Origin of the sequence: Geobacter sp. AOG1 (assembly GCF_019972315.1) — a bacterium.
Classification (GTDB): domain Bacteria; phylum Desulfobacterota; class Desulfuromonadia; order Geobacterales; family Geobacteraceae; genus Geomobilimonas.
Map to the genome: position 1 here is coordinate 1734378 of NZ_BLIZ01000001.1, position 23790 is coordinate 1758167.

The window sequence follows — 23790 nt, forward strand, 5'->3', positions numbered from 1 at the left end:
GAGTTACCGGTCAGTCTGTCAGGTAGTAGTCGGCGTCGCTATCGTCCAGGCTCTTCCGGGCTCCGGCGGTGAGCCGGGGGATGACGACCTTGACGGGGAGCGGTGCCAGTTGCTGGATTTCATAGGGGATGCCCCGTTTCATGGCATGCCCGACCCCGGTGAGGACCACCACGAGCCGTTGCGGTTCCCGCTGGTGGTAGGAGAGGAGATACCAGGCCATGGTCTGGTTCCGCAGCTGCTGGGCTTCGCAGAAGTGCATGAATTGCTGTGTGCCGTTGCCGTGGTTTTCAAAGGCACGTCGGATGAATTCCATGTAGGGGGCGTCGATCCGGCAGCTTACCACGGTGGGGATCAGCTTTCGTGCGGCAGGCGGAAGGGATGCAAATCCGTCGCGGGAGACCATCATGGCGATCTCCCGCGGTACGTCGAGGGCGACCAGGGGGATGCGGTTGTTCCGCGCATAGAGGAAGATATCGTCGTACATGGCCCAGGGAATGTTCCAGCTCTGCTGGTAGGCCCTGACGAAGTCGGGCAAGGTAATTTCCCCTGCGACCCACCGGTCCAGGAGCGGCTGCTGGTCGAAGCTGAACATCTCCACGCCGATGGCAACCGGTATTCCGCGCTGCTGCAGGGCCTTGATCACGTCGAGTTGGAGGTTGTGGTGCTCCCGTTTGTCGTGAACTTCGCCGATGAATACCGCCTTGGCACCCTTCAGGTCCCCCACCATGGCGTCAAAATCGACGGTCTTGCCGTCTCTGACACGTTCGAAACGGCTTGCGCAGTCTCCATTCCCTGAAAAAAGCAGGAGCAGGAACAGGCAGGCCAGGAACCTGAAGCATTTCGCGGGGAAGGGTTTCATGTGTCTTCCGCCATCCCGGGCTGGCCGATTTCGGCAATCTCCACCGACAGTCCCTTGCCGGGGGCCGAAACATAGACGAACAGGAGATCGATCTCTCCTTCCCGCCAGGGGGTCCGGCGGTAATCCCGTGCAAACCGGCGGCTGATCCACCGTACCCGCCCCGCCGCGTCGCCGCCCCGCCTTTGCACCAGTTCCAGCGCAATTTCCTTCTCTTCGTTCCTCCTGGCTCGCACTTCCTCCTTCGTGAAAAACCCCAGTTCCCGTCCCCCCGGGTAGTCGGTCAGACAGAGGTCGTAGCAGAGAGCGTCCCGGATATCTTCCCGCACTTCCTGCGGCGCAAGCGCCTCTGCACAGCTCCAGAACGCAGCGAACAGGTCGGGCTGGGAAAGGGTGAGGGAGATATCTTCCCGTTCCCAGAATTCGGCCATGGCGGCGAAGATCCGCGCGGGAGAGGTGGTTTTCCCCCAGGCGGCAAGGGGGGTGGCGAACCGGCCGCTGTTGTACACGAGGTCCAGGAGCCGAGCGATGGTTTCGATGCGGCCGATCTCGCCGTAAGTGAGCCAGGGGGTCGTGAGTATCTTGTAGGGGGGGGTGGCGGAGAAGCGGTATCCTTCCTCCCGGGCGATGGCGCGCATGGGTGAACCTTTGAGCACCTTCAACGGCTCCACCTGTACATGACAATCCGTCTTTTCCCGCCTGCCGGCGTTGGCTGCGTCGGAAGCTTCTCGACGTACCGCCCGGTACGCCTCCGTCGCTTCCTCCTTGCCGCCTTGGCAGTCGAAAAAATACGAATTGTCGAAAGAGAGGAGGTCGAATACCTGCTGCAGCGAACGGAGGAAGCCGTTGAAATCTTCGTGGGGGAGGCCGGCCACGAGATCGAGGTGGACCGTGACGGCCGTTTCGGCCACGAGCCGCCGGACGTTGGCGAAGAGCCGTGTGAGGTCCGAACTCCGCCCGACCCGGGCAAGGGTCTCCGCCCCCTCAGCCTGGACGCCGATCTCGAACCGGAACCGGCCGGCCGGGACCCGCTTCAGGAACTCGATGTTGGCGTCGGTCAGGAGGTCGGCGGCGATCTCGAAATGGAAGGCGCTCTCCCGGTTGTGGTCGAGGATGTACTCCCAGATCCGGTTGGCCCGCACCGCATCGTAGTTGAATGTCCGGTCCACCAGTTTGACGGTCCTGACCCCTGCCGCCATGAGGATGTCCAGGTCGGCCTCGATGCGGCCCGGGGAGTAGCTTCGCACCCCCTTCTCCAGGGAGGACATGCAGAAGGCGCAGGAAAAGGGGCAGCCGCGGGAGGTCTCGTAGTAGACCAGCGGCTTGGTGAGATCCGCCAGCCCTGCGGCGAAGGGGGAGGGGAGGGTGTCCAGATCGGCCACCGGCCCCCGTTCCGGGTTGGCGACGAGCTCCCCGTCCGTCCGGACGGTTATCCCTTCCACCTCACTCAGCCGGCTAGCCGCCGCTTCCCATGAGACTCCGCCGTCCAGGGCCTGCAGGGCCTCGCGGAAAGTCACTTCCCCTTCCCCCCGGATGACCATGTCCACCGCCGGGTTGCGCTCCATCAGCTCGAACACCCCGTGGGACGCCTCCGGACCGCCAAGCACGATGATGGTGCCGGGACGGAGCTGCTTCAGGTCGGCGACGAGCTTCAGGGTCGCCTCGATGTTCCAGATATAGCAGGAGAAAGCCACCAGACCGGCCTCTTCCGCCACCATCCGGCGCAGCACCCCGTCTGCCGGCTCGTTCACCGTGAATTCCCGGATGGCGAACTCCGTATCCGGCAGGTCGGCGCAGGCGGCGGCGAGGGAAGGGAGCGCCAGGGAGGCGTGGACGTACTTGGCGTGGAGCGTTACGAGGAGGAGTTTCATGGGTAAATTGTAGCGGAAGGGAAGGGGGAAGACCAGCGAAAGTTACCCGGAACAGGGGGCGACGAATGCGTTTTCTTGAGGAGGATTGGCGTCCTCCACCGATTTTACGGAGAAGGTGACGGAGAATAGCCCAGATCCCGCAGTGCCCGCTCTATGGCAGGAATATCGTACCCGTCGACGATCCGCTTGCCGTTGTTGAAGACTACCATCGGTACGATCTCGCCATGGTAGCGCTCGCGCCATTCCTGGAGCGCTTTTTTGTCCTTGCGGATGTCCCGGCTGGTATAAGGGATTCCTTTTCGGGTGAAATAACTTTCCACCTTGGCGCAGTACGGTCAGCCGCTGCCGACGTAGATGGTGATTGACGGACGGTGGGAAGCTCCGGCGAAGAGCTCGGACGAGGTGGCGCAGACAAGAAGAGAAGTCGTGATGAGGAAGAGGGCGATTGCCATCACCAGGGTACTCTTCCCGCGCGGGCGGGGCGGGGGTGCGCTCATGCTCGGGCAGTTCTTCATAGAGATGTCTCCCAATTCCCATGGTTGCTTAACTGGATTCATTCACTTGAATAACGGTGTGCACCGAAGAGAGTTCATTCGCCTTCCCACTCATTGATTCTATTAAAATCCTTACTATGGCTGTTTTCTCGATGTTCTCATCGGTCATAGGTGAGGTTGCGTAGCTGGAAGGCACGTATTTTTGCACCATTCTCTCCAATATTTCCCTCTTCTTAATTGCCCCCTCCAACAGCTCGGCTTTTCCGAAACAAGCAACACTTCTGTAAATCTGACTTATCCCACACCCCCGTTCCCAAAGGACTTGAGGGCCGACTTCGTCTACTAAAAAACAAACGCGAGAATCGGCTCGAAGCGCTTCCATTTTTCTGCCGGATAGCGCACTGTGAAAATAAATGCAATCTTCAAAAAACAAGTAGTTTACTGCAACAACATAGGGCCCATCCTCAGTCGTGACAGCCAATCGACCGACTGGCATCCTCTCCAGCAAGATTTCCATTTCTCGTGAGGTCGTCATCTTCCGATCCGTACGTCGTGGTTCTGTTCTCATCTTTTTCTCCAATACAGCCTGGCTGGAAAATCCGGGGCAAATCGGCAACTCTGGTAAGCGAAGGCCAATGAAGGCGCACTATAATCCCGATTTTAGTCAGTGTCAAAGGAGATTAAGGCCAAAAGCTCCGCTCAGCCCGCTTGTTTCCGATCCGGCCGTCCGGCCTTGCCCGTGGCCGACGGTTTGTGGTAAGGTGACGGCATGAAACGAAAAACCTTGCCCAAACTCCTCTATGCCGATGCCAAGGGAAACATCTTCGACCATCCCCACCTCACCATGGCCGGGATGAACGGCACCGAGCCGGTCCTCCCCGAGGATGTGGAACTGATCCCCCTCCCCGAGGACAGCCGCCTCTTCACCATTCCCGATACCCCCCCCATGGCGTGGGACGCCAACAAGCGCGCCTTTGTCACCGTGGAGACGGTGCGTGAGGGGCGGCGGGAGCAGCGGGTCCAGGCGGTCTCCGCCTTCATGGCCCCCGGCTACGTCCGGACGCTGCTACCCGCCTGCGACTACCGCAAAAAGAAGGTCCATCTCCCCCTCTGGTCCTACACCGCCGTCGGGTGGGACGAGGAGCGGGAGCGGTTCGTGGTGGCGGCGAGCCGGGTGGACGGCAACGAGAACTGGCTCCCCCGAAACTACGACGACCGGAAGCTCGATCCCCTAGTGCGCAAGCTCGTGGCGGAGTTTCCCGACAACCGGCTCCTGGTGCAGCTGGCCCGTTGCGCCGTGGATTACCACTGCTTTGCCGCCAAGAACCTCTTCTTTCGCCGCTGGGAGGCACCCATTCCGACCTCCCCCGCCTGCAATTCCCGCTGCCTCGGCTGCATCAGCCTGCAACCCTCCGACTGCTGCCCCTCCAACCACGAGCGGATCGGCTTCGTCCCGACTCCCGAGGAGATCGTGGAGCTGATGCTCCCCCACCTGAACGAGGCTCCCGAGCCGATCGTCTCCTACGGGCAGGGGTGCGAGGGGGACCCGATCCTCCAGGCGGATACCATCGCCGAGGCGACCCGGCGGCTCAAGGCCGCCACGAGCCGCGGCACCGTCAATTTCAACTCCAACGGCTCGTTCCCCGACCGGATCGCGCTTCTCTGCGACGCGGGGATGGATTCCATGCGGTTTTCCATGAATTCGGTGCAGGAGGAGTTCTACAACCGCTACTACCGGCCGGTGGGGTACACGTTTTCCGCGGTGAGGGAGTCGGTCCGGCTTGCCAAGGAGCGGGGGCTCTTCACCATGATCAACTACCTGGTGTCGCCGGGGCTCTCGGACCGGGATGACGAGGTGGAGGCGCTCCTCCAGTTCATCGGGGAGACCGGGGTGGACATGATTCAGATGCGGAACCTTTCCATCGATCCCGACTTCTACAACACGCGGATGGGGGTGACGGGGAAGGGGATGGGGATGTACCGGATGCTGGAGCGGGTGAAAAAAGAGTTCCCCCGCATCCAGTACGGCTACTTCAATCGAACCAAAGAAAATTTCTTCCCGGCGGGGTACGAGGCGGGATGGCCGATCCGGGGGTAGTGCTTACCACCAGCGCCAGAGGGCAACGACCAGCGTGATGAGGAACACCATGGTCAGGTTCATGTAGGCCATGAAGTAGAATACCCGTACGTGCAACGGCGGCTTCACCTTGACCGCATCCAGTACCAGCGTGCCGATCCGCGGCATGGCCAGCACCCGGTCTTCACCGTGGGGTGCCTGGGAGAGCGCCTCCGTCAGATCGATCCCCGCCTGATGCCGGCGCATGTGCGCCCCTTCCTTCCAGAGCCGGCTCTCCGTCACATCGTAGACTCCCCCCTGATAGGCCACATAGGCAGGCCGACCCTCTTTGCCGTCGAAACCGGCAAGGGCTTCCAGCGTCAGATCACCGCCGGCACCGGCCGGCGTTTCTCCGTTTTTTATCTGCCGGCGGAGCTTCGGGCCGATGACGATGACCACGTAGAGGGCGGAGACGGCCATAATGGCGAAGAGAGAGACCTTGATCGTGAGAAGGATGCCGAAGCGGGTGGCGAGGATGAGCGCCGGGTCGGGGATCCGGTAGTGGGTGAGGATGGCGCCGGTCACGGCCATGACCGCCATGGAGGCAAGGCCGACCCGCATCTCCCCCTTCGGGAGGCCGGATGCGGCGTAGGCCGGCTTCAGCACCAGGTGGACGTAGAGGATGGTGCCGAACCAGAGGATGGCGGTGATGAGGTGGAGGTAGCCGACCGCCAGGCGAAAGAGCCGATTGGCGGGGGAGCGCTCCGGTGTCCCGGCGGGAGCCGGTACGGCGGTGGGAGCAGTGGCGAGTGCCCCGCTCTTCTGGAAGCCGAGGCCTGCCGCGGTCAGTTCGCCGCCACCGGCCGGGTCGAGATGGCAGGTCTTGCACGGTTGGCCGGTCTGGCGTGCGTACTCCTCGGTGGCCATGGCGCTCAGCGGCAGGGCCAGGAGCAGGAGAAAGAAAAGAAGCGTCCTAGCGCCTGATGGAAAAGTCATCGAACTCCCCCGTGTAGGTGCCACATTTCGCCTGTACTTCATCCACCCGGGACGCGCTGGGTCCGGTGCGGCACCAGTCGACGAGAGCCTGGACATTCGCCTCGTCCCCCTCGAAGCACCCTTCAACCGATCCGTCGGGGAGGTTCTGCACCCACCCTTTCACGTGGAAATGAAGGGCGTTTTGTTGTGTGAAGTGACGGAAGTTCACCTTCTGCACGACCCCCTTTACGATCACCATGGTACGAATTTTCATGCTGCTTCCTTTCGAAAAACATATGACATAGAGGACATATGGGACACAGAGGACACGGAATGTCGTCAGCTTTACTTCTCTGTTGTAAAATGGTTTTACCGGTAGTCGTCACGACTCCAGCATGGCGAGGAACTCCTCTTCTGTGAGCACCGTCACCCCCAGCTGCCGGGCCTTATCCAGCTTGCTCCCTGCCTCCTCACCGGCCACCACGTAATCGGTCTTCTTGGACACCGAGCCGGCGGCATGTCCCCCTTCGTCCTCCACGAGCTTTTTTGCGTCATCCCGGCTGAAGCGGGTGAGCGCTCCGGTGAAGACGAAGGTCTTGCCGGTGAAACGTCCCCCTACCTTTTTCTCCGTCACCGACGGTGTCACGCCCGCCGCCAGGAGCCGCTCCACCACCTCCATGTTGTCCCGGTTATGGAAAAAGGTCCGGATGCTCAGTGCGACCTGGGGGCCAACCTCCCGGATGGCGAGGAGTTCCTCTTCGCTCGCCTTCGCCAGGTTGTGGATGCTTCCGAAGGAGGTGGCCAGGAGCTTTGCCGTGTGTTCCCCCACGTGGCGGATGCCGAGGGCGTAGATGAAGCGGGAGAGCTCCCGCTCTTTACTCGCGGCGATGGCGTTCAGGAGGTTTTCCGCCAGCTTGTCCCCCATCCGCTCGAACTGCATGAAGTCTTCCTGGGTGAGAGTGTAGAGGTCGGCCACGTTCCGGACCAGCTTCAGGCGGAGCAACTGCTCGATGAACCTGTCACCCAGCCCCTCGATGTCCATGGCACGGCGGGAGGCGAAGTGGATGATGGATTCGCGGATCTGGGCCGGGCAGGAGAGACCGAGGCAGCGGACCGCCACCTCCTCGGGAATCTTCACCACCTCGGAGCCGCACTCCGGGCAGCTCGCCGGGATCGGGAGGAGACGCTCGGCGCCGGTCCGTTTCTCGGTCATAACCCGCACCACCGCCGGGATGACGTCCCCCGCCCGCTCCACCACCACGGTGTCGCCGATCCGGATGTCCTTCTTCTCCATCTCCTCCCAGTTGTGAAGCGTGGCCCGGGCAACCATCACCCCGGACACCTCCACCGGCCGGAGGTGGGCCACGGGGGTCACCACGCCGGTTCGACCGACCTGGGGGACGATGTCCTCCACCAGGGTCACCGCCTGGCGCGGCGGGAACTTTATCGCTACCGCCCAGCGGGGGGAGCGGCTCTTCTCCCCCAGCTCCCGCTGGAGAGCAAAGGAATCCACCTTCACTACCACTCCGTCAATCTCGTAGGGGAGGGTTTCCCGCTGGGCGGCCATCTCCCGGTAGAAGTCGATGATCCCCTTGACCCCAGCGACTGTCCGGATGAGGGGGTTGACCGGCAGGCCCCACGTGGCGAGGGTTGAAAGAAAGTGGCTCTGGGAAGCGAACTCCGTCCCTTCCACCATTCCCGGCGCATAGCAGAAGATGGAAAGGGGGCGGCGGGCGGTGATGCGGGAGTCGAGTTGGCGAAGGCTCCCCGCCGCGGCGTTGCGCGGGTTGGCAAAGGGGGGCTCCCCCGCCTCCTCCCGCTCGGTGTTCAGCCGCTGGAAGGGGGCGAGGGGGAGATAGACTTCCCCCCGTGTCTCCAGCAGTTTCGGGGGGGTGTCGGTGGCGAGCCGCAGGGGTATGGATTTTACCGTTTTCAGGTTCTGGGTGATCTCCTCCCCCGTGAAGCCGTCGCCGCGGGTGGAACCGACGGTGAAGCCGCCATTTTCGTACACCAGTTCCACCGCCAGTCCGTCCATCTTCGGTTCGCAAACGTACTCGATCTCCCGGTCGGCCGCCATGCCGAGGAAGCGCTTCACCCGCTCGTCGAACTCGGCGATCTCAGCCTCCGTGAAGGCGTTCTCCAGGGAGAGCATGGGGATCCGGTGCCGTAGTTGGGCGAACTTCTCAAGCGGCGCGCTTCCGACCCGGCGGGTGGGAGAATGGGGGGTGGCGAGGTCGGGATGCCGTTCTTCCAGTGTCAGCAATTCCCGGAACAGGAGATCGTATTCGGCGTCGGTTATCTCCGGCCGGTCTTCCTGGTAGTAAAGGCGGTTGTGGCGCTCTATTTCGGCGCGCAGCTCCTGAATCCGCTGCGCGGCGGCCTGGTTCTCCATGGGAAAGGGCTCCTTGGTAATGGTGGAGATTTTTTATAGCACAGGGGAGGGGGAAGGTAAACCCTTGGCATGAAACTAGCCTTCTTGATTTGCCGGGGGCGTTCTGGTATCAAGGAACGGAAGCGCGGAAGTCGGAGGCTGGAAGAAGCCTTTTACTTCCGCGCTTCGCTCTTCAAACTTCCGCACTCAAGGTTATTTCCCATGCTCGATCTCCATACCATGAACCCACCCCAGCTGGCGGCGGTGAAGCATACGGAAGGGCCGCTCCTGGTCCTGGCCGGGGCCGGCTCGGGGAAGACCCGGGTCATCACCTACCGGATCGCCTACCTGCTGGAAAAGCTCCAGGTGCCGCCGGAGCAGATCCTGGCGGTCACCTTCACCAACAAGGCGGCCCGGGAGATGCAGGAGCGGATGGCGGAACTGGTGGGGCGGGAGCGGTGCAAGGGGGTGATCCTCTCCACCTTCCACTCCCTCGGGATGCGCATCCTCCGGCGGGACATCGAGCGGCTCGGCTACAAGCGAAACTTCTCCATCTACTCCACCTCCGACCAGGTGGGACTCATCCGCCAACTCATGCGGGAGATCGACGATACCGGCAGGAAGTACGACGCCGAGACCGTCCTCTGGAAGATCTCCGGCGCCAAGAACGCCCTTACCCCCCCCGACCGTTACGTCCCCCGTCCCGGCGACGACTACGAGCTCCTGGCCGCCCGGCTCTATCCCCGCTACCAGAAGGCCCTGCAGGCCTGCAACGCGGTGGATTTCGACGACATCATCATGCTGACCGCCCGGCTCTTCCAGGAGCATCCGGCGGCGCTCAAGCACTGGCAGGAGCGATTCCGCTTCATCATGGTGGACGAATACCAGGACACCAACCCCGCCCAGTACTTCCTCATCAGCCAGCTGGCGGCCTACCACAAAAACCTCTGCGTAGTGGGGGACGACGACCAGTCCATCTACGGCTGGCGCGGCGCCGACGTGGAGAAGATCCTCGCCTTCGAGCACGACAACCCGGGGTGCCGGGTGATCAAGCTGGAGCAGAACTACCGCTCCACCGGCACCATCCTCTCCGCTGCCAACAGCGTCATCCGGAACAACCCGAAGCGCAAAGAGAAGACCCTCTGGACCGACAGCGGCCCGGGCCGGGCCATCGACCTGGTGGTGGCCGCCGATGACGAAGAGGAGGCGACCACGGTGGTGGAACGGATCCAGGTGGAGTGCACGCGGAACCGGATGGAGTACGGCGACTTCGCCATCCTCTACCGGACCAACGCCCAGAGCCGTGCCCTGGAGGAGCAGCTCCGCTTCGAGGGGATTCCCTATGTCCTCATCGGCGGGATGCAGTTCTACGAGCGGAAAGAAGTGAAGGACACCCTCTGCTACCTGAAGGCGCTGAATAACACCGACGACGAGCAGGCGCTCCTCCGGATCATCAATTTCCCCCGCCGGGGGATCGGCGAGGGGACCGTGCTGAAGCTCAACCAGTGGTCACTGGCCCAGGGGATACCCCTGTTCGAGGCGTTGGGGCGGGTAGGGGAGGTGGACGACATCCCCGTCGCCATCCGGGAGAAGGTCCTCGCCTTCCACGGGCTGCTGATCGAGGAGGCGGAACGCTTCCGGCACCGGAAGACGGAGCTGGCGGAGCGGGTGACGGCGCTCTTCAAGCGGGTCGGCATCGAGGAGGAGCTGTACCGGACCATCGACGACCGGGCCGTGGCCCGGCGCAAGGTGGAGAACGTTGAGCAGATCGTCAACTCCCTCGCCTCCTACGAGGAGCGGGTCCCCGCACCGACCCTGGCCGGTTTCCTGGAGAAGGTCTCCCTCATGGACGAGGACCGCTTTTCGGGGAAGGACAAGAAGGAGCACGGCCAGAACGCCGTCACCCTCATGTCGCTCCACTCCAGCAAGGGGCTGGAATTCCCCTACGTCTTCCTGGTCGGGCTGGAGGAGGAGATTCTTCCCCACAAGCGCTCGATCTACGAGGATTTCTCCATCGACGAGGAGCGCCGGCTCATGTACGTGGGGATCACCCGCGCCCGCCGTCACCTCACCATCACCCGCTGTCTGCGGCGGAAGAAGTACGGCAAGCTGGAGGAGCGGTTCCCCTCACGGTTCCTGGAGGAGATCCCCGCCGACCTCCTCAACGTCCAGCAGGCAGCCGCGGCAACCGTCCTCACCGAGGAGGAGACGGAGAAGGTGGCGAGCGACACCTTTGCCCGGCTGAAGGCGATGTTGGGCGGGGAGTGAGGCGCAGTTTTGCTTGACAACGGAGGTTACACAGGGTAGGTTGCGTTAACGACTCTTCAGTAAAGGATTTACATGGAGGGATGACGTAACGGAAAAGCCGCTGGCGGGGGAATGTTCTCCCGGGCGGCTTTTTGTGTTTTGTTTGTCAAAATGCGTTCGAAACGGGCCTGGATAATTTTCGCCGGAATTATGTGACGAGTAACATAACCCCCCTGTATCGGGGTGTATTGTACTCATTCCCTGAAAACCAACTTTTTTAGGGTTAATTAGCGGTATTTCGGCAGGTTCTCAAGCGAGTTTCTGGAAGAGTAACACAATCATATAACTCCTAGTTAGGCAGCAAAAAATAAATGGGAGGCTCTCATGCTTACTATCTCAAGTTGTGCAAAATGTGGCGGAGGGATGTTTAAAGTAGTCGAGAAAGAACCCCACGGTTCAAACTTCAAAGTAAATTTCGTGCAATGCTCGTCTTGTAATGCTCCTATCGGAGTGCTTGACTACTACAATCTTGGCACACTAATGAAAAAGCAAGAAAAGTCAATTGACGACATTGAATCAAGACTATCTAACATTGAACACACTTTGAGACAGATAGCTCACCATCTGAATCAACGTAGATAGCAGTACGACAATCATTAGGGTCAAGTTTCCCGGCGGCAATTAATTTCTTTGCTTCCTCTGTCCGGATTTCTGAAAAATCAAGCGGGCTGACAATCTTCTTGCCGGTGTATTCGTCTATCATGACTCTCTCCTTTTGTGCGCGAGAGAAAGACAATGCCTAACTCTCGTGTAGACACGGACGCGATGAACCCGCTCCGGTCACACTCGTGCACGTTATGGTTAAATAAAAAGGCAATCGAATGAGGAAAAACCATGAAAGCTTTACTGGTCGTTGCATGGTTGAGCTTCTTTGCATTTCTTTTCTACTGTAGTTTTTCAATGTTTCGTTACAAAAGTAAAGTAAATCCGTTAGAGCAGGAACGCTTATCCAAAGGCCTCTTTCCGTGGTGGTATTATTTATTTGGGACTCTTGGCATTATCCTCGCTTTAAATGGATTAGACGATTGGGTTTCGTTGGCTGGCATTGTCGTGATGCTCATAGTCGCTGGATGTGGGTGGAGGTGGAAGGTCAAGAAGGGATGACAATTACGAGGACCATAACTAGGTCCTGCACTACGGACTGTCTTCACGCTTTGCGTTCGAGGGCCATGCCCGTTAGGTGAATAAATGGAAAAAGAAAAGTCGCATATTTGCACGGAGTGTTTCTTCACTGGAACGCCGAAAGTCAGCGTCGGTCGCCTTCTTACCGAGTTCTTTACGAACCTGATTTTCTACACAAATGTTCCCTTCTTCCAGAAGGTGAGGCATTGCCCGGAGTGCGGAGGGCATTCGATGGTCTCAATAGAGACTGAAGCAGGTCGAATTGCTTTAGAAAAAAACAAAGGGAGAGGCAGAGAACTTCCAAGGCCGAGTGATCGAGAATTTTTGCGTATGTGAGTGAAGCCTGAGCGAAATGCCTCAAACCAAGGAAGAACGCCTAACCACGTCCTTCGACCTGCCCGAAAAGCTAGGCAGATCAAGGCCGACCCCGTTCGGCAGATAGTAATCTAAGGGAAGTATCTGAAAATGTCGCTCAAGTTGGAACGAACAGAAAATAGCGGTCAGTCCCTCAACCCTATCTTGGAAAATCACCTCCAGGCAGTGTTGCGCTGCGACCACCCAAGACTCTGGCTGTATGTGTTGCGTGCTCTCGCCAAGGGCAAACCAGTGACGCACGTGAGCATTGCCAGCGCGCTCGGAATGTCACGTGGCGATGTACGGTCGGCATTGACAACGTTCAAAGATATTGAGTATGACGCTGATGGAAACTTGGTTGCCTGTGGACTCTCACTTACCCCGACGCCGCATTGCTTCCAGGTTAACGGCCTGAATTTGTTTACGTGGTGTGCTTTGGATGCCTTGATGTACCCCGTGGCACTGCAGCAAACTGCTCAAGTGGAATCACATTGCCCCGTTACGGGCACTGCCGTTCGGCTGACGGTTACACCAGCAGGGGTTACCTTCCTGGCCCCGGCTGGAGCCGTCGTTTCCCTTGTGATACCCGCTGGTCAGGCAGGGTGCTGCACTATACGCATCGCTTTTTGCAGTCAGGTCCATTTCATAGCCTCGCCCCAAGCCGCGGATGCATGGCGGTCTATACACCCGGAAGCAACGATTCTCTCCGTGGAAGAGGCTTGGCGCCTGGGGCGTGCAATAGCCCAGCGTCGCCTGGCTGATGAGCAGTCGTGCGGTGTAACGTGAGTTTCCAGTAGTGGGACTAAATCTTGCTGTTGACCAATTTAATTTGAGGGAAACTAGTTATGGGTACTGAGCCCGGTCATGATGGTGCACGATGTAGCGTTACCCCTGATACTATAACGGTTACGGATACCACTCAGGAGATACTTGAAACAACAAGAACATGCCCATCCTGCCACTATACAGCTGACAACGAATTCGAAACGTGCCCAAAGTGCGGTCTTATTGTTAGAAAATATTACAAATATAGACAGCAGAATGTCTTAGAGACTTTTTCAGGGCTAATAGCATGCAAAACGTGTAGTACCGAGATAAGTATCAACTCGGCATTTTGCCCAAAGTGCGGAGAACCCGGTCACGGTGAGGTGAAAACCGGTGGCAAACATGCAATGAGTATTGTGTCGATTGTTTGTTTGCTTGTAATCATTATTGTCGCGCTTGTATTCAGGCAATTAACCCAGGATTCGAGAATATCGATCCCCTCCATTGAAACATCGCAAAAAACAGAACCAGACAAAACCACAACATCCCCTGCGGCAAATGTGCCGGCGGATCGAGAAGCTGCGAAACCGCCGGTTGCTTCTGTCGACATCCCGTACGCCATGGGCAATACACTGGGCATCACCAGGGCAAAGATCGTCTTTGCTACTGCAATCGACAAAGACAATATGCCGGGAAACGACCTTAGCAGAATCTCCATCAATGAAAAACAAATCGTGGCGCATGTCAAAATGCTCGGTCCCCCCGATAAGCCCTACCAGAGCACGGGCAAGCTCTACGACGCGGATGGGAACCTCGTCTTCAATTTCACCGCCCCCTCCGTTTCCCCCAAGACGGCGATATGGTACTCGTGGTTTTATCGCAACTTCGACAAAGCATTCGAGAAGCCGGGCATGTGGAAGTTCGTCTTTTTCGTCAATGGGGAACAAATTGCCGAACGACAGATTGAGGTTACTGCTGAATAAACAATTTCCCGAGTCTTGTAGGGGAATTAAGTATCAAACGAGGAGAGCGATCAATGAAGACAGTACTCGTCGGGCCGGTCGCGATCGGGGCACTGGACGAACGGATCGAGAAAGAAGTGACCATTCTTGTGGATAGATTCAGCGCGCTGCTGGAGAAACTGTAGGCAATCATCTACTCATTCAGGAGTTCCCCATGACTAAACCGAAAGCCTTGCTGCTTGCCGGATTCACCCTCTGGCCGATTGTCTACATGTTCCTGTTCATGGCGGTGATTTTTTCCCAGGTGTTCACCGGCATGGGTACGCACCCCACGGGCGACGGCATGCCGCTGGCCTTCAAGATCATCTTTCCCCTGCACTTTCTCACCATGCTGGAGATATTCGCCCTGATCGCCATCTATATCTGGCACATCTTCAAGACGGATGTCATTTCCCAGGACAAGAAGGCGCTCTGGGCGGTGGTCATCTTCCTGGGGAACATGGTCGCCATGCCGGTGTACTGGTATCTCTACATATGGAAATATGCAGACGAAGCCAGCCGGTGATTGTTATAATACTGGCGGTACCGTGGCAGTCCCGGTAACGATGAAAGCGCCTTGACTTGGAACTGTGCGCCATTAAAATGTATCAGGAAAAGGGGTGTGACTGCGCGTGAGTTCCGGCGGAGGAGATATCATGAAACGTCTGAAAATCAGCCTTTTTGTTGGTGTAGTGTGTGTTGTCCTGAGTGGGGGGGCCTTGTGGGGAGCCGATCAAGAGCAACCGGCGAACGAGCCGGCTACTGACAGCCAGCAGGCACCGCCGGAGCTTCCCTACCAGCCCCAGCCTTCCCCTTCGCCCCCTCCGTCTGTACCGGGAACGTCGGTCCCCGATGTGCAGACGCCGCCGGAGCCTCCCCCCGAAGCCCCTGCCGATCCGTGCAAGGGGTGCGTCTGCAGTGGGGCGATGGTCACGCCAGCGTGCCTGGAGTGCTGCCGGTGAGAGGATAAGGTGACTGCTGTTGGCGGAGAAAATCGACATGCTCGAACAGCAAAGGCCGCGGATTCCGCGGCCTTTGTCATGTCCAGAATATACTGAACCTATTTTCCCAGCGTTTTCTGCCCCGGCTTCCAGCCGATGGGACAGAGTTCGCCGGTCTGGAGCGCTTCCAGTACCCGCAGGGTCTCTTCCACGCTCCTCCCGACCGAGAGGTTGTGGACCAGTACGTACTGGAGAACACCGGTCGGGTCGATGATGAAGAGGCCGCGCAGGGCTTCCCCTTCCTTCTCGTCGAGAATGCCGTACCGGGCGGCCACTTCCTTCCTGAAGTCGGACAGGAGGGGATATTTCAGGTCTCCCAGGTCGCCCCGCTGGATCCAGGCAAGGTGGGAGTACTTGCTGTCCACGGAGGCGCCGAGGACTTCCGCATTCAGCTTCCGGAAGCTGTCGAGGGCGGCGTTGAACCCCCTGATCTCGGTGGGGCAGACGAAGGTGAAATCGTTGGGATAGAAGAAAAGGACCACCCATTTCCCCCGGTAATCGGCCAGTCCCACCTTCTTGAATTCGCCGTTGATCACGGCGTCCAGGGTGAAACCGGGGGCCGGTTGACCTACCCTGGCGGTGCCCCCATCCATGTGCGATTCCAGCGAGTGACTTGTCGCGAACATGCCGTGGGCTCTATCCACTTCAACCGCGAGGGCTCCACTGCCGCCGCACGCGAATATGGCGGCTGCGAGAGCCGTCCCGCCCATCCATTGTCGTCCATTCATTGGTGTAAGTCCTCCTGGCCTGGTGTTGGTTGCCTGTTGCCGAATGAAAGCCGGCAGGCACACTAGATTGTACTTCCCCCCGACCGGTTTGCAACTGCCGGCTGCCATGAGGACTGGCGAAAAGGCTTTCCGTCGCGACGGGATTTGTGCTACAAAAGACCATTATTTACCCCTAAAGGAGATCGTCATGAGCGAAGCAAAAAATCCCCAGGTCCTTATGGAAACCTCCATGGGGAAGGTCACCATCGAGCTGTTCCAGGACAAGGCCCCCATCAGTGTCCGCAACTTCCTCTCCTACGTGAAGGACGGTTACTATGACGGACTCATCTTCCACCGGGTCATCGCATCCTTCATGGTCCAAGGGGGAGGGATGGACGAGAACATGCAGCCGAAAAAGACCAAGTTTGCCATCAAGAACGAGGCGGCCAACGGCCTGTCCAACAAGCGGGGAACCCTGGCCATGGCCCGGACCAGCGTGGTTGACAGCGCCACGTCCCAGTTCTTCATCAACGTGGTGGACAACCCGTTCCTCGACCACCAGGGAAAAACTCCCGACCGTTTCGGTTATGCGGTGTTCGGCCAGGTGACCGCCGGCATGGAAGTGGTGGATGCCATCAAGGAGGTAAAGACCGGTTCGAAGGGGGGGCATTCGGACGTCCCCGTGGAGCCGGTATTTATCACGGCGATGAAGGTTGTCGAAGGGTAAGAGTGAAAAGTGAAAAGTGAAAAGTGAAAAGTGAAAAGTGAAAAGTGAAAAGTGAAAAGTGAAAAGTGAAAAGTGAAAAGTGAAAAAGGCCGACAGGAAATCCCCTGTCGGCCTTTTTGTTTTGTAGGTATGTCGAAGCTGCCCTACCAGTTTTCTCCGAGCAGCTCGAAGTGGGCCTGGGCATGGTTGCAGGCCGGGCAGGTGTCGGGGGCGTCGGGACCGTGGTGGAGGTACCCGCAGTTGCGGCAGCGCCAGGTGACGGAGGTGTCCCGGCGAAAGACACGGTTCTGTTCGATGTTGTCCAGGAGCCCGAGGTAGCGCTTTTCGTGCTGCATTTCCGCCACGGCGATGGCAAGGAATACGTCGGCGATCTGGAGGAATCCCTCCTCCCGCGCGACGGTGGCAAAGGAGGGGTACATGTCGGTGTGTTCGTAATGCTCTCCCGCTGCCGCTTCCCGCAGGTTTTCCGCGGTGGTGCCGATCCTTCCGGCGGGGAAGCTGGCGGTGATTTGTGCCTCGCCCCCCTCCAGGAACTTGAAGAGCCGCTTGGCGTGCTCCCTTTCCTGATTGGCGGTTTCCTCGAAGATGTCGGCCATCTGGACGTAGCCTTCATTTTTCGCCTTGGCAGCGAAGTACGTATAGCGGTTACGTGCCTGGCTTTCGCCGGCAAAAGCCGTCAACAGGTTGATTTCGGTGCGGGTGCCCTTCAGACTCATGGTAATCCTCCTTTGCTGGGATGGTTGATCCCCGGTGTCGCGGGAGATCTGCCGGGGATGGGGAATACATGTCGGTGCTGCCTGATTGTTTCGAGGGGGAGCGGACATGGTTGGAAGGGGCCAACATTACCGCTTCGGGGAAGGGGGTGTCAAGCCGATTTTGTCGCTTCCTGCACGTGTTCCTCTTCTTTTTTCTGGGGGGGCGCGGAGAACGTGATGCGGTTGCGCCCATCTGCCTTGGCCTGGTAGAGGGCGACATCTGCCGCATGGATAAGGGCCGTTGCCGAGTCGCCGTCTTCCGGGAATGCTGACAGCCCGATGCTGGCAGTCAATCGTCCCAGGGGGAGTTCTTCCTCGCCGGCGAACGGCTCGCATTCAATGCCGCGCCGGACCCTCTCGGCCACGAAAATCGCCTCCCGCTTCACGGTTCCCGGCAGGATGATGCAGAACTCCTCGCCGCCGTATCGGGTTACCATGTCCATGTCCCGCACGGAGCTCCGGAGAATCTTGGAGGTTTTCTTCAGGGCTTTGTCCCCGGCGATGTGGCCGTTGTAATCGTTGTAGAGCTTGAAATGATCCAGGTCGATCAGCATGACGGTGAGACTCAGTCCCTGCCGGACGCTCCGGTTCAGCTCCTCTTCCATCCGTTTCTCCAGGAAGCGCCGGTTATAGAGTTCGGTGAGCGGATCGGTGAGGGAGAGTTTCTCCAGCACCGCCGCCCGTTCCAGGGAGAGAGTCCGGACGATCATGGCCCCGGCGTGTTCCACGAACGTGGTGAGAATCTCCAGGTCCGCGTCGGTGAACAGCCCCTGGTCTTTCTTGTCCGCCAGGTTGAGCACGCCGAGTATCTGTTCCTTGAACTTGAGCGGCAGGCTGATGAACGACTTGGTCTTGAAGCGGGGTCTATTGACCCCCTGGCCGAGATTGGCCTTTTCGATGTCGTTCACCAGCAGGGGGGTGCCGTTCAGTGCCACCCGGCCCGCAATCCCCTTGCCGACTTTCAGGTTGAGGCTGCGTGCCAGGTTGAGGTTCATGCCGATGGCCGCCTCTATGTGGAGGTTTTCTCCCCGGTCGTCGATCCGCATGAGGGAGCCGCTGGTGGCACTGACCAGGTCCGCTCCCATCTCCAGAACCTGTCTGATCAGTTCCGTCTGTCCTTCGGTGAGGGCCAGGGAACTGATGATGGACATGAGTTTGTCGGAAAGGGACGTTTCCTTGCCGTAATCTGCCTGCTGCTGCAACTGACGTAGTTTGCCCGCCACCCGCCCGGTAATGATCTGGGTGAGGAGGAGATCGCGAGTGGGGAGTTCGCGGTCGAAGACGAACACCAGTCCGAACAGCTCGCTGGCGGAGATGAGGGGGATGCAGGTGAGCACGTCGGCCATTCCTCCCGGTATCAGCTCCTCCGCGTCTTCGCCCTGGAGCACGATCACGTCGGTGGCAAAGCCGGGAATCAGTCGCCGCAGCTTGTCCGTGCCGATGGTCGTCTGGTCGAGGGAGATGTCTCCCCAGGTCCGTTGCAGGAAGAAACTGCGGTCACCTTCCTCGGGGAGGGCTACGGCGATGGTCGGCACGTCGAAGAGAATGCCGAGGGTCTCGCTCAGGAGCGCCACCACTTCACCGCTCGTGACGGCGGCATCGATGTCCGCCGAGACCTGGACAATGGCGTTGAGCTGCTCAGTGGTCTTTTCCACGTAGATGGCATGGTGCTCTTCCTTCTGGAAGGAGGGGATGAGACTGTGTACCTTCTGGGCCACCCGGAGCAGTTCCATTTCGTTGACGGCGGGAAGTTTCTGCAGCTGGTCGAGGATTGCCATCGGGTTGATGTCTTCGGTGCGGGCAATGGTTTCCAGCTTGAACAGGTCGAGTGAGCGCTCCCGGACGCCACCGCCAATGACGCAGCACAAGGGGGCGGAGCATGAATTGAGGGGTACCGCGAAATTAAGAAGGCCGAGGGGGCAGTGAAAGACAGCGGGCTGGTTGGAGGTCACTACGCTTTTCAGCGCCTGCTCCACTGCAGGTTGGCAGATCCGTGTGCAGAGGTCGGCGGGCAACAGGGAGTGGCAGAGCTTCCAGCCGGTCTCCGAGGGTGAGCCGTTGCCGTTCTTGAAGCAGAAGACGTCGAGCTGGTAATTCGACAGAAAGCTGTGGCCCCTGAGGTTTCCCAGCAACTCTTCCGGCTTGAATGTGGATTTTGGGTCAGTCAAGGAACAGTTCCCTCGCCCATGTCACCCCGTCAGGCGGCGCCGCCGACGGTTATTTCAGCTATCAACAGGGTCGGCTGGGCATCGGCCACCGGCACACCCTGCCCATCCTTGCCGCAGGTGCCGATGCCGAACCCCAGGTCGCTGCCGACCTGTTCTACCTTCTTGAGCACGTCCGGCCCGCTGCCGGTCAGAGTCGCTCCCCGCACCGGTTCGCCGAGCATGCCATTTTCGATAAGATACCCCTCGGAGACCTCGAACATGAAGTCGCCGTTTACCGTGTTGACCTGCCCTCCACCCATCTTCCGGACGAACAGCCCGCGTGCTACCCCTTTGATGATCGATTCCGGCGGGGTGTTGCCGGGGGCGATGAGGGTATTGGACATCCGGACGATCGGTTTCGACTGGTACGATTCCCGTCGGCCGTTCCCGGTGGATGGGCAACCATCCTTCATGGCGGTGAGCCGGTCGTACATGTATCCCTTGAGGATGCCGTTTTCCACCAGCACGGTCCGCTCTCCCGGGGTTCCTTCGTCGTCGAAGGAGAAGGAGCCGCGGGCATTGGGGATGGTGGCGTCGTCAACAACCGTCACAAGGGACGAGGCAACCTGCTCGCCGATCTTGCCGGAATAGACCGACATGCCGGTCTGGGCCAGGTCCGCCTCCAGTCCATGACCGATGGCTTCGTGGACCATGGTGCCTCCCGCCTCGGCGGAAAGCACGACCGGCATCATTCCTCCCGGCGCCTTGCGGGCGGTGAGCATCATAACTGCCCGGCGGGCGGCCGTCAGCGCGATTTCCTCCGGGCTCTTCTGGTCGAACAGCTCGAAGCCGCGGAAGCCGCCAAGGGGTTCGTAGCCGGTCTGGATGATGTCCCCGTCCGCCGCGACCACCTGAGTCATGAAAACCGTGCCGGTGCGGCTGGTTTCATGAAATTCTCCCAGGGAGTTGGCGCTCTGGGCGCGGAGGGCGCTGTCACGGTACATCACCATCACCTGCCGGACACGCTGGTCGAACCCACGGGCGGCGCCTTCTGCGCGGTTGGCAGCGGAGACCTTGTCCTGCAGGGGTATGGCGGCCGGCGGCAGTTTAATGGGGAACCCGGCCCCAACAACTTTCGGGCGGAGGTCAATGGCGCTGCCGAAGTCCTTCCCCCGTACCGCCCTGCTGACCGTGTCGGCCAGGTCGAAGAGAGCGGCTTCGGTGATTTCATTGGTGTAGGCATAGGCGGTGCGCAGATCGGAAATGACCCGGATACCGACCCCCCGGTCGGTACCCGCCAGGACCTTTTCGATCTTGCCGTCCTCGCAGACGATGGCGGTGGAGGCGCCTTCTTCACCGTAAATATCGGCAAACTCCCCGCCGCCGGCAAGTGCCCGGCGGAGAATCCTTGCTATGTCGAAGCTGTCCAGCATGAGGGAGGTTCCTGTTCTCAGTACGCAATCGAAATGCCACCCCTGCGGGAAGCTGGTCCCTCCTCCCGGAGCTGGGAATGGGGAGGAGTGGAGATATCGTGTGACGGCCTAACGGCTATGAGGAAGTGGTGTGCTGTCAGCAGAAACGATAGGATGTGCCCCCGCAGGAGGAGGCGCGACTTCTTCCAGCGGAATTTCTCCTGCAAGGGCCAGGAGCAACTGCTCTGCATCCCGTGCGGAACAATCCGGGTAAGAAATTGTAACAATCCCCTCTGTCCTGTCAACGGTGCTGACAGTTAGCAATCCTTCATATGCCTCGGTGATAAACTTCAGATAGACCAGTTCACGCCGGCTGACCCGGAAATATCGCGTAATAGTCGGGTATATAACGGTATTCATCCAGCTCCTCGATTCCTACCTAAGTATCACTTAATTTAAATAAAAACAACTAAAAATTAGCATGTTGGGGAAATTCCTCGTCTATTTCAGGGAAATGTTGCGCCGGTTCCGGAGGAGCGAAATTGGGTGGTTATTTGACGGAGTGGTGGTGCAGGGTTGGCAGGTGGCCTCCAGGGGAGACCACCTGCTGAAGAATGCTGCAGAAGGAAGGGCTACCTTACCATTTTCGAGAGTTTCTTGAATTCTTCGGTTCCGGCTGTCCGGAGGAGCTGGAAGAGTGCCGCTTCGGTGGAGGTGATGACGGCACCGGCGGCGCGGGCGGTTTCGAGTCCGACGTGCCAGTTCTCCTTGCGGCGGCTCATCACGGCATCGCGCACCAGGTGAACCGTGTATCCCGCGTCAAGGAGTTCAAGCACCGTCTGGAGTACGCAGACATGGGTCTCCATGCCGGTTACGATGACCTGTTTCTTGCCCAGTGCCTGCAGCCGGTCGGGGAAGGGGCTTTCGCCGCAGCAGCTGAACGACATTTTCTCGATTGCCGGATCGGTCAGCCCTTCCTTGAGCGCGGGGAGGGTCTCGCCGAGCCCCTTCACGTACTGTTCAGTCGCGATTACCGGGATTCCCATCTCCCGGGCTGCCTCCTGGAGTATGGTGACATTGCGGGCCAACCGCTCCAGGATCTTTTCGTCCATGGCCCGGCAGAGCTTCTCCTGCACATCTATCACCACCAGCACTGCCTTGCTCCGGTCGAGAAAAAATGTATCCTTGACGCCCATAAATAGATTCCTCCTTTTCATTACCTGATTCACAGAGAAACGTGGATTTTTGATTCGGCCTACAGCCTCACCCTACGGGCAGCCTCCGCTGTCCAATTCTGTTAGAATTGTCGCAAGGTCAAGGCTGTCGAGGGATTGCGCGGAGACGTAGCGCTGCTATGTCGCACAAGTGATCCCGAAGACTTACACAGAGATTGCGGAATAGCCGCGTTTCTATCTAATCTTTCTTAACTTCGATGCCCAGCTCCTGTATCTTCTTCCTCAACGTATTGCGGTTGATGCCGAGGATGTCGGCGGCCCGCACCTGGTTGCCACGGGTCTTCTCCAGGACAAAGCGTATCAGGGGGCGCTCAACCTGTTCCAGCACCATCGTGTGGACATCGCCGCTCTCCATTTTGTCCATGTTGGAAAAGCAGCTGCGCAGCTTGATGTCGACGATCCCTTCCAGGGAGAGTTCCTCGTTGGCCACCCGCTCTCCGCTTCCCTTCTGCCGGCGCAGGCTGGGGAAGTCGGGTGCCGTGAGAAGCAGGTCGGAAGAGAGGATCACCGCTCGCTTGATGGTGTTCTCCAGTTCCCGCACGTTTCCCGGCCAGTTGTGGTCCGACAGGAGCTGGTAGGCGTCGGAGGAGCACTGTTTCAGCGGGGTTTCCAGTTCTGCACATGCCTTCTGGAGGAAGTACTCTGCCAGCTGGTGGATATCCTCTTTCCGCTCACGGAGGGGGACCAGTTGGATCGGCACCACGTTGAGGCGGTAGAACAGATCTTCCCGAAACTCCTTCTGCCGTACCTTTTCCTCCAGGTCCTGATTCGTCGCGGCAACGATCCGGACATCAACGGAGATGTTCTGACTCCCCCCGGTCCGGGTGACTTCCTTTTCCTGGAGGACCCGAAGTATCTTGGCCTGGAGGTCCAGTGGCATGTCGCCGATCTCGTCCAGGAAGATGGTGCCACCGTTGGCCTGCTCGAATTTTCCCAGCTTGCGCTCCACGGCGCCGGTGAAGGCCCCCTTCTCGAAGCCGAACAGTTCTGACTCCAGGAGCTCTTTTGGGATGGCGGCACAGTTCAGGGCAATGAACGGCTTGCCGAGCCGTTTGGAGTTGAAGTGAATCGCCCGGGCGATGAGTTCCTTGCCGGTTCCCGACTCCCCCTGGATCAGGACGGTGACGTCGGAGGGAGCTACCTTGCCGATGGTCTTGTACACCTCGCGCATGGCTGGCGAGTTGCCGATGATGGTCTTTTCCAGCTGGTAGCGGTCCTTCAGTTCCTCCTTGAGGACCGTAACCTGTGAGGTCATCTCCTGTGCCCGGTTGACCTTCTCCACGATGGCGTCGATCACGTCCAGGTCGAAGGGCTTGGTGATGTAATCGTACGCCCCCCGCTTCATGGCCTCCACGGCGTTCTTCATGCTCGCCTCGGCGGTCATGATTACGACGAGCAGGTCGCTTTTCAGTTCCCGTACCCGGTCGAGCAGTTCCAGACCGGTCAGGCCGGGCATCTTGATGTCCAGGATGGCCATGTCGTAACTATTGGCCTGGATGAGGCGCAACGCCTCGTCCCCGTCCCGGGCCAGGTCGACGCTGAACCCCTTCTTCCTCAGGGCCTTGGAAAGGACCCAGCGCATGCTCTCTTCGTCATCGGCGACCAGAATTCTGTTGATGGACATAAGTAAAACC

General features: G+C 59.2%; 24 protein-coding genes and 1 pseudogene. 9 read left to right on the forward strand and 16 right to left on the reverse strand.

Features of this window, described 5'->3' with window-relative positions; all coding sequences use genetic code 11:
- Positions 1 to 10 precede the first annotated feature (10 nt).
- From LDN04_RS07935 to LDN04_RS07955, 5 genes and pseudogenes are all read right to left on the reverse strand, one after another.
- Entirely contained in the window at positions 11 to 859 is an 849-nt protein-coding gene (locus LDN04_RS07935) for a ChaN family lipoprotein (RefSeq protein ID WP_223908686.1), read from the reverse strand.
- Positions 856 to 2727 (reverse strand): B12-binding domain-containing radical SAM protein, encoded by a 1872-nt coding sequence (locus tag LDN04_RS07940; RefSeq protein ID WP_223908688.1) that lies wholly within the window; start codon positions 2725 to 2727, stop codon positions 856 to 858. Before LDN04_RS07940 ends, LDN04_RS07935 begins: the two co-directional genes overlap by 4 nt.
- A 104-nt stretch (positions 2728 to 2831) precedes the next feature.
- Positions 2832 to 3050, reverse strand: a pseudogene (locus LDN04_RS16965) (glutaredoxin family protein); the annotation flags it as partial.
- Positions 3051 to 3062: 12 nt separating this feature from the next.
- Positions 3063 to 3242 carry a hypothetical protein gene (locus tag LDN04_RS16970; RefSeq protein WP_223908693.1) on the reverse strand — a complete coding sequence of 60 codons (180 nt, stop codon included), beginning with the start codon at positions 3240 to 3242 and terminating at the stop codon, positions 3063 to 3065.
- Positions 3243 to 3270: 28 nt separating this feature from the next.
- Positions 3271 to 3738: a pyridoxamine 5'-phosphate oxidase family protein gene (locus LDN04_RS07955; RefSeq protein ID WP_238482228.1), complete on the reverse strand. Its 468-nt coding sequence runs from the start codon at positions 3736 to 3738 to the stop codon at positions 3271 to 3273.
- A gap of 252 nt (positions 3739 to 3990) precedes the next feature.
- Between LDN04_RS07955 and LDN04_RS07960 the strand changes: the two genes are divergently transcribed.
- Positions 3991 to 5319: a radical SAM protein gene (locus LDN04_RS07960; RefSeq protein WP_223908694.1), complete on the forward strand. Its 1329-nt coding sequence runs from the start codon at positions 3991 to 3993 to the stop codon at positions 5317 to 5319.
- A gap of 3 nt (positions 5320 to 5322) precedes the next feature.
- Here LDN04_RS07960 and LDN04_RS07965 read toward each other — a convergent pair whose 3' ends face one another.
- The 3 genes from LDN04_RS07965 to ligA form a co-directional block, all read right to left on the reverse strand.
- Positions 5323 to 6273, reverse strand: a complete 951-nt coding sequence (locus LDN04_RS07965) for a CopD family protein (RefSeq protein ID WP_223908695.1) — start codon at positions 6271 to 6273, stop codon at positions 5323 to 5325.
- A complete protein-coding gene (locus LDN04_RS07970) occupies positions 6251 to 6526 on the reverse strand; it encodes an acylphosphatase (RefSeq protein ID WP_223908696.1) in 276 nt (91 codons plus the stop codon). Before LDN04_RS07970 ends, LDN04_RS07965 begins: the two co-directional genes overlap by 23 nt.
- A 108-nt stretch (positions 6527 to 6634) precedes the next feature.
- Entirely contained in the window at positions 6635 to 8644 is a 2010-nt protein-coding gene (ligA, locus tag LDN04_RS07975) for an NAD-dependent DNA ligase LigA (protein ID WP_223908697.1), read from the reverse strand.
- 201 nt (positions 8645 to 8845) lie between these two features.
- On the opposite strand from ligA, the gene LDN04_RS07980 reads away from it, so the two are divergent.
- Positions 8846 to 10891 carry an ATP-dependent helicase gene (locus tag LDN04_RS07980; RefSeq protein WP_223908699.1) on the forward strand — a complete coding sequence of 682 codons (2046 nt, stop codon included), beginning with the start codon at positions 8846 to 8848 and terminating at the stop codon, positions 10889 to 10891.
- 565 nt (positions 10892 to 11456) lie between these two features.
- On the opposite strand, the gene LDN04_RS07985 is transcribed toward LDN04_RS07980, so the two are convergent.
- Positions 11457 to 11633: a hypothetical protein gene (locus tag LDN04_RS07985; protein ID WP_223908701.1), complete on the reverse strand. Its 177-nt coding sequence runs from the start codon at positions 11631 to 11633 to the stop codon at positions 11457 to 11459.
- A 131-nt stretch (positions 11634 to 11764) separates the two neighbouring features.
- On the opposite strand from LDN04_RS07985, the gene LDN04_RS07990 reads away from it, so the two are divergent.
- From LDN04_RS07990 to LDN04_RS08020, 6 genes are all read left to right on the forward strand, one after another.
- Positions 11765 to 12034, forward strand: coding sequence for a hypothetical protein (locus LDN04_RS07990; RefSeq protein ID WP_223908704.1), 270 nt, complete (start codon positions 11765 to 11767; stop codon positions 12032 to 12034).
- Between the two features lie 84 nt (positions 12035 to 12118).
- Positions 12119 to 12388: a hypothetical protein gene (locus LDN04_RS07995; RefSeq protein WP_223908707.1), complete on the forward strand. Its 270-nt coding sequence runs from the start codon at positions 12119 to 12121 to the stop codon at positions 12386 to 12388.
- A gap of 129 nt (positions 12389 to 12517) precedes the next feature.
- Positions 12518 to 13192 carry an organomercurial lyase MerB gene (gene merB / locus LDN04_RS16975; protein ID WP_223908709.1) on the forward strand — a complete coding sequence of 225 codons (675 nt, stop codon included), beginning with the start codon at positions 12518 to 12520 and terminating at the stop codon, positions 13190 to 13192.
- 362 nt (positions 13193 to 13554) lie between these two features.
- The gene (locus tag LDN04_RS08010) at positions 13555 to 14154 is read left to right on the forward strand and encodes a hypothetical protein (RefSeq protein ID WP_223913411.1); all 600 of its coding nucleotides are present in this window, start codon (positions 13555 to 13557) and stop codon (positions 14152 to 14154) included.
- A 193-nt stretch (positions 14155 to 14347) separates the two neighbouring features.
- Positions 14348 to 14698: a hypothetical protein gene (locus LDN04_RS08015; RefSeq protein WP_223908711.1), complete on the forward strand. Its 351-nt coding sequence runs from the start codon at positions 14348 to 14350 to the stop codon at positions 14696 to 14698.
- Between the two features lie 130 nt (positions 14699 to 14828).
- Positions 14829 to 15134, forward strand: coding sequence for a hypothetical protein (locus tag LDN04_RS08020; protein ID WP_223908712.1), 306 nt, complete (start codon positions 14829 to 14831; stop codon positions 15132 to 15134).
- A 98-nt stretch (positions 15135 to 15232) separates the two neighbouring features.
- On the opposite strand, the gene LDN04_RS08025 is transcribed toward LDN04_RS08020, so the two are convergent.
- On the reverse strand, positions 15233 to 15799 hold the full coding sequence (locus LDN04_RS08025) for a peroxiredoxin (protein WP_374045165.1): 567 nt from the start codon (positions 15797 to 15799) through the stop codon (positions 15233 to 15235).
- Between the two features lie 289 nt (positions 15800 to 16088).
- Between LDN04_RS08025 and LDN04_RS08030 the strand changes: the two genes are divergently transcribed.
- Positions 16089 to 16607: a peptidylprolyl isomerase gene (locus LDN04_RS08030; RefSeq protein WP_223908713.1), complete on the forward strand. Its 519-nt coding sequence runs from the start codon at positions 16089 to 16091 to the stop codon at positions 16605 to 16607.
- 143 nt (positions 16608 to 16750) lie between these two features.
- Here LDN04_RS08030 and rbr read toward each other — a convergent pair whose 3' ends face one another.
- The 6 genes from rbr to LDN04_RS08060 form a co-directional block, all read right to left on the reverse strand.
- Positions 16751 to 17323, reverse strand: a complete 573-nt coding sequence (gene rbr / locus LDN04_RS08035; protein ID WP_223908714.1) for a rubrerythrin — start codon at positions 17321 to 17323, stop codon at positions 16751 to 16753.
- Positions 17324 to 17472: 149 nt separating this feature from the next.
- Complete coding sequence (locus tag LDN04_RS08040; RefSeq protein WP_223908715.1) at positions 17473 to 19530, reverse strand: diguanylate cyclase; 2058 nt, start codon at positions 19528 to 19530, stop codon at positions 17473 to 17475.
- Positions 19531 to 19559: 29 nt separating this feature from the next.
- The gene (locus LDN04_RS08045; protein WP_223908717.1) at positions 19560 to 20942 is read right to left on the reverse strand and encodes a TldD/PmbA family protein; all 1383 of its coding nucleotides are present in this window, start codon (positions 20940 to 20942) and stop codon (positions 19560 to 19562) included.
- A gap of 108 nt (positions 20943 to 21050) precedes the next feature.
- Positions 21051 to 21341, reverse strand: coding sequence for a DUF4911 domain-containing protein (locus LDN04_RS08050; RefSeq protein WP_223908720.1), 291 nt, complete (start codon positions 21339 to 21341; stop codon positions 21051 to 21053).
- A 212-nt stretch (positions 21342 to 21553) separates the two neighbouring features.
- Positions 21554 to 22117 carry a hydrolase gene (locus LDN04_RS08055; RefSeq protein WP_223908721.1) on the reverse strand — a complete coding sequence of 188 codons (564 nt, stop codon included), beginning with the start codon at positions 22115 to 22117 and terminating at the stop codon, positions 21554 to 21556.
- Between the two features lie 217 nt (positions 22118 to 22334).
- A complete protein-coding gene (locus LDN04_RS08060; RefSeq protein WP_223908722.1) occupies positions 22335 to 23780 on the reverse strand; it encodes a sigma-54 dependent transcriptional regulator in 1446 nt (481 codons plus the stop codon).
- Between the last annotated feature and the right edge of the window lie 10 nt (positions 23781 to 23790).

Excerpts from the sequence above, each read along its gene's own strand:
- merB (WP_223908709.1), top strand. The coding sequence starts at position 12,518 with ATGTCGCTCAAGTTGGAACGAACAGAAAATAGCGGTCAGTCCCTCAAC.
- LDN04_RS07985 (WP_223908701.1), bottom strand. The coding sequence starts at position 11,633 with ATGATAGACGAATACACCGGCAAGAAGATTGTCAGCCCGCTTGATTTT.
- LDN04_RS07995 (WP_223908707.1), top strand. The coding sequence starts at position 12,119 with ATGGAAAAAGAAAAGTCGCATATTTGCACGGAGTGTTTCTTCACTGGA.
- LDN04_RS07980 (WP_223908699.1), top strand. The coding sequence starts at position 8,846 with ATGCTCGATCTCCATACCATGAACCCACCCCAGCTGGCGGCGGTGAAG.
- LDN04_RS08045 (WP_223908717.1), bottom strand. The coding sequence starts at position 20,942 with ATGCTGGACAGCTTCGACATAGCAAGGATTCTCCGCCGGGCACTTGCC.
- ligA (WP_223908697.1), bottom strand. The coding sequence starts at position 8,644 with ATGGAGAACCAGGCCGCCGCGCAGCGGATTCAGGAGCTGCGCGCCGAA.
- LDN04_RS08060 (WP_223908722.1), bottom strand. The coding sequence starts at position 23,780 with ATGTCCATCAACAGAATTCTGGTCGCCGATGACGAAGAGAGCATGCGC.
- LDN04_RS07965 (WP_223908695.1), bottom strand. The coding sequence starts at position 6,273 with ATGACTTTTCCATCAGGCGCTAGGACGCTTCTTTTCTTTCTCCTGCTC.
- LDN04_RS08015 (WP_223908711.1), top strand. The coding sequence starts at position 14,348 with ATGACTAAACCGAAAGCCTTGCTGCTTGCCGGATTCACCCTCTGGCCG.
- LDN04_RS16970 (WP_223908693.1), bottom strand. The coding sequence starts at position 3,242 with ATGAAGAACTGCCCGAGCATGAGCGCACCCCCGCCCCGCCCGCGCGGG.
- LDN04_RS08030 (WP_223908713.1), top strand. The coding sequence starts at position 16,089 with ATGAGCGAAGCAAAAAATCCCCAGGTCCTTATGGAAACCTCCATGGGG.
- LDN04_RS08055 (WP_223908721.1), bottom strand. The coding sequence starts at position 22,117 with ATGGGCGTCAAGGATACATTTTTTCTCGACCGGAGCAAGGCAGTGCTG.
- LDN04_RS07990 (WP_223908704.1), top strand. The coding sequence starts at position 11,765 with ATGAAAGCTTTACTGGTCGTTGCATGGTTGAGCTTCTTTGCATTTCTT.
- LDN04_RS07955 (WP_238482228.1), bottom strand. The coding sequence starts at position 3,738 with ATGGAAATCTTGCTGGAGAGGATGCCAGTCGGTCGATTGGCTGTCACG.
- LDN04_RS07940 (WP_223908688.1), bottom strand. The coding sequence starts at position 2,727 with ATGAAACTCCTCCTCGTAACGCTCCACGCCAAGTACGTCCACGCCTCC.
- LDN04_RS08050 (WP_223908720.1), bottom strand. The coding sequence starts at position 21,341 with ATGAATACCGTTATATACCCGACTATTACGCGATATTTCCGGGTCAGC.
- rbr (WP_223908714.1), bottom strand. The coding sequence starts at position 17,323 with ATGAGTCTGAAGGGCACCCGCACCGAAATCAACCTGTTGACGGCTTTT.
- LDN04_RS07970 (WP_223908696.1), bottom strand. The coding sequence starts at position 6,526 with ATGAAAATTCGTACCATGGTGATCGTAAAGGGGGTCGTGCAGAAGGTG.
- LDN04_RS07935 (WP_223908686.1), bottom strand. The coding sequence starts at position 859 with ATGAAACCCTTCCCCGCGAAATGCTTCAGGTTCCTGGCCTGCCTGTTC.
- LDN04_RS07960 (WP_223908694.1), top strand. The coding sequence starts at position 3,991 with ATGAAACGAAAAACCTTGCCCAAACTCCTCTATGCCGATGCCAAGGGA.
- LDN04_RS08020 (WP_223908712.1), top strand. The coding sequence starts at position 14,829 with ATGAAACGTCTGAAAATCAGCCTTTTTGTTGGTGTAGTGTGTGTTGTC.
- LDN04_RS08025 (WP_374045165.1), bottom strand. The coding sequence starts at position 15,799 with ATGTTCGCGACAAGTCACTCGCTGGAATCGCACATGGATGGGGGCACC.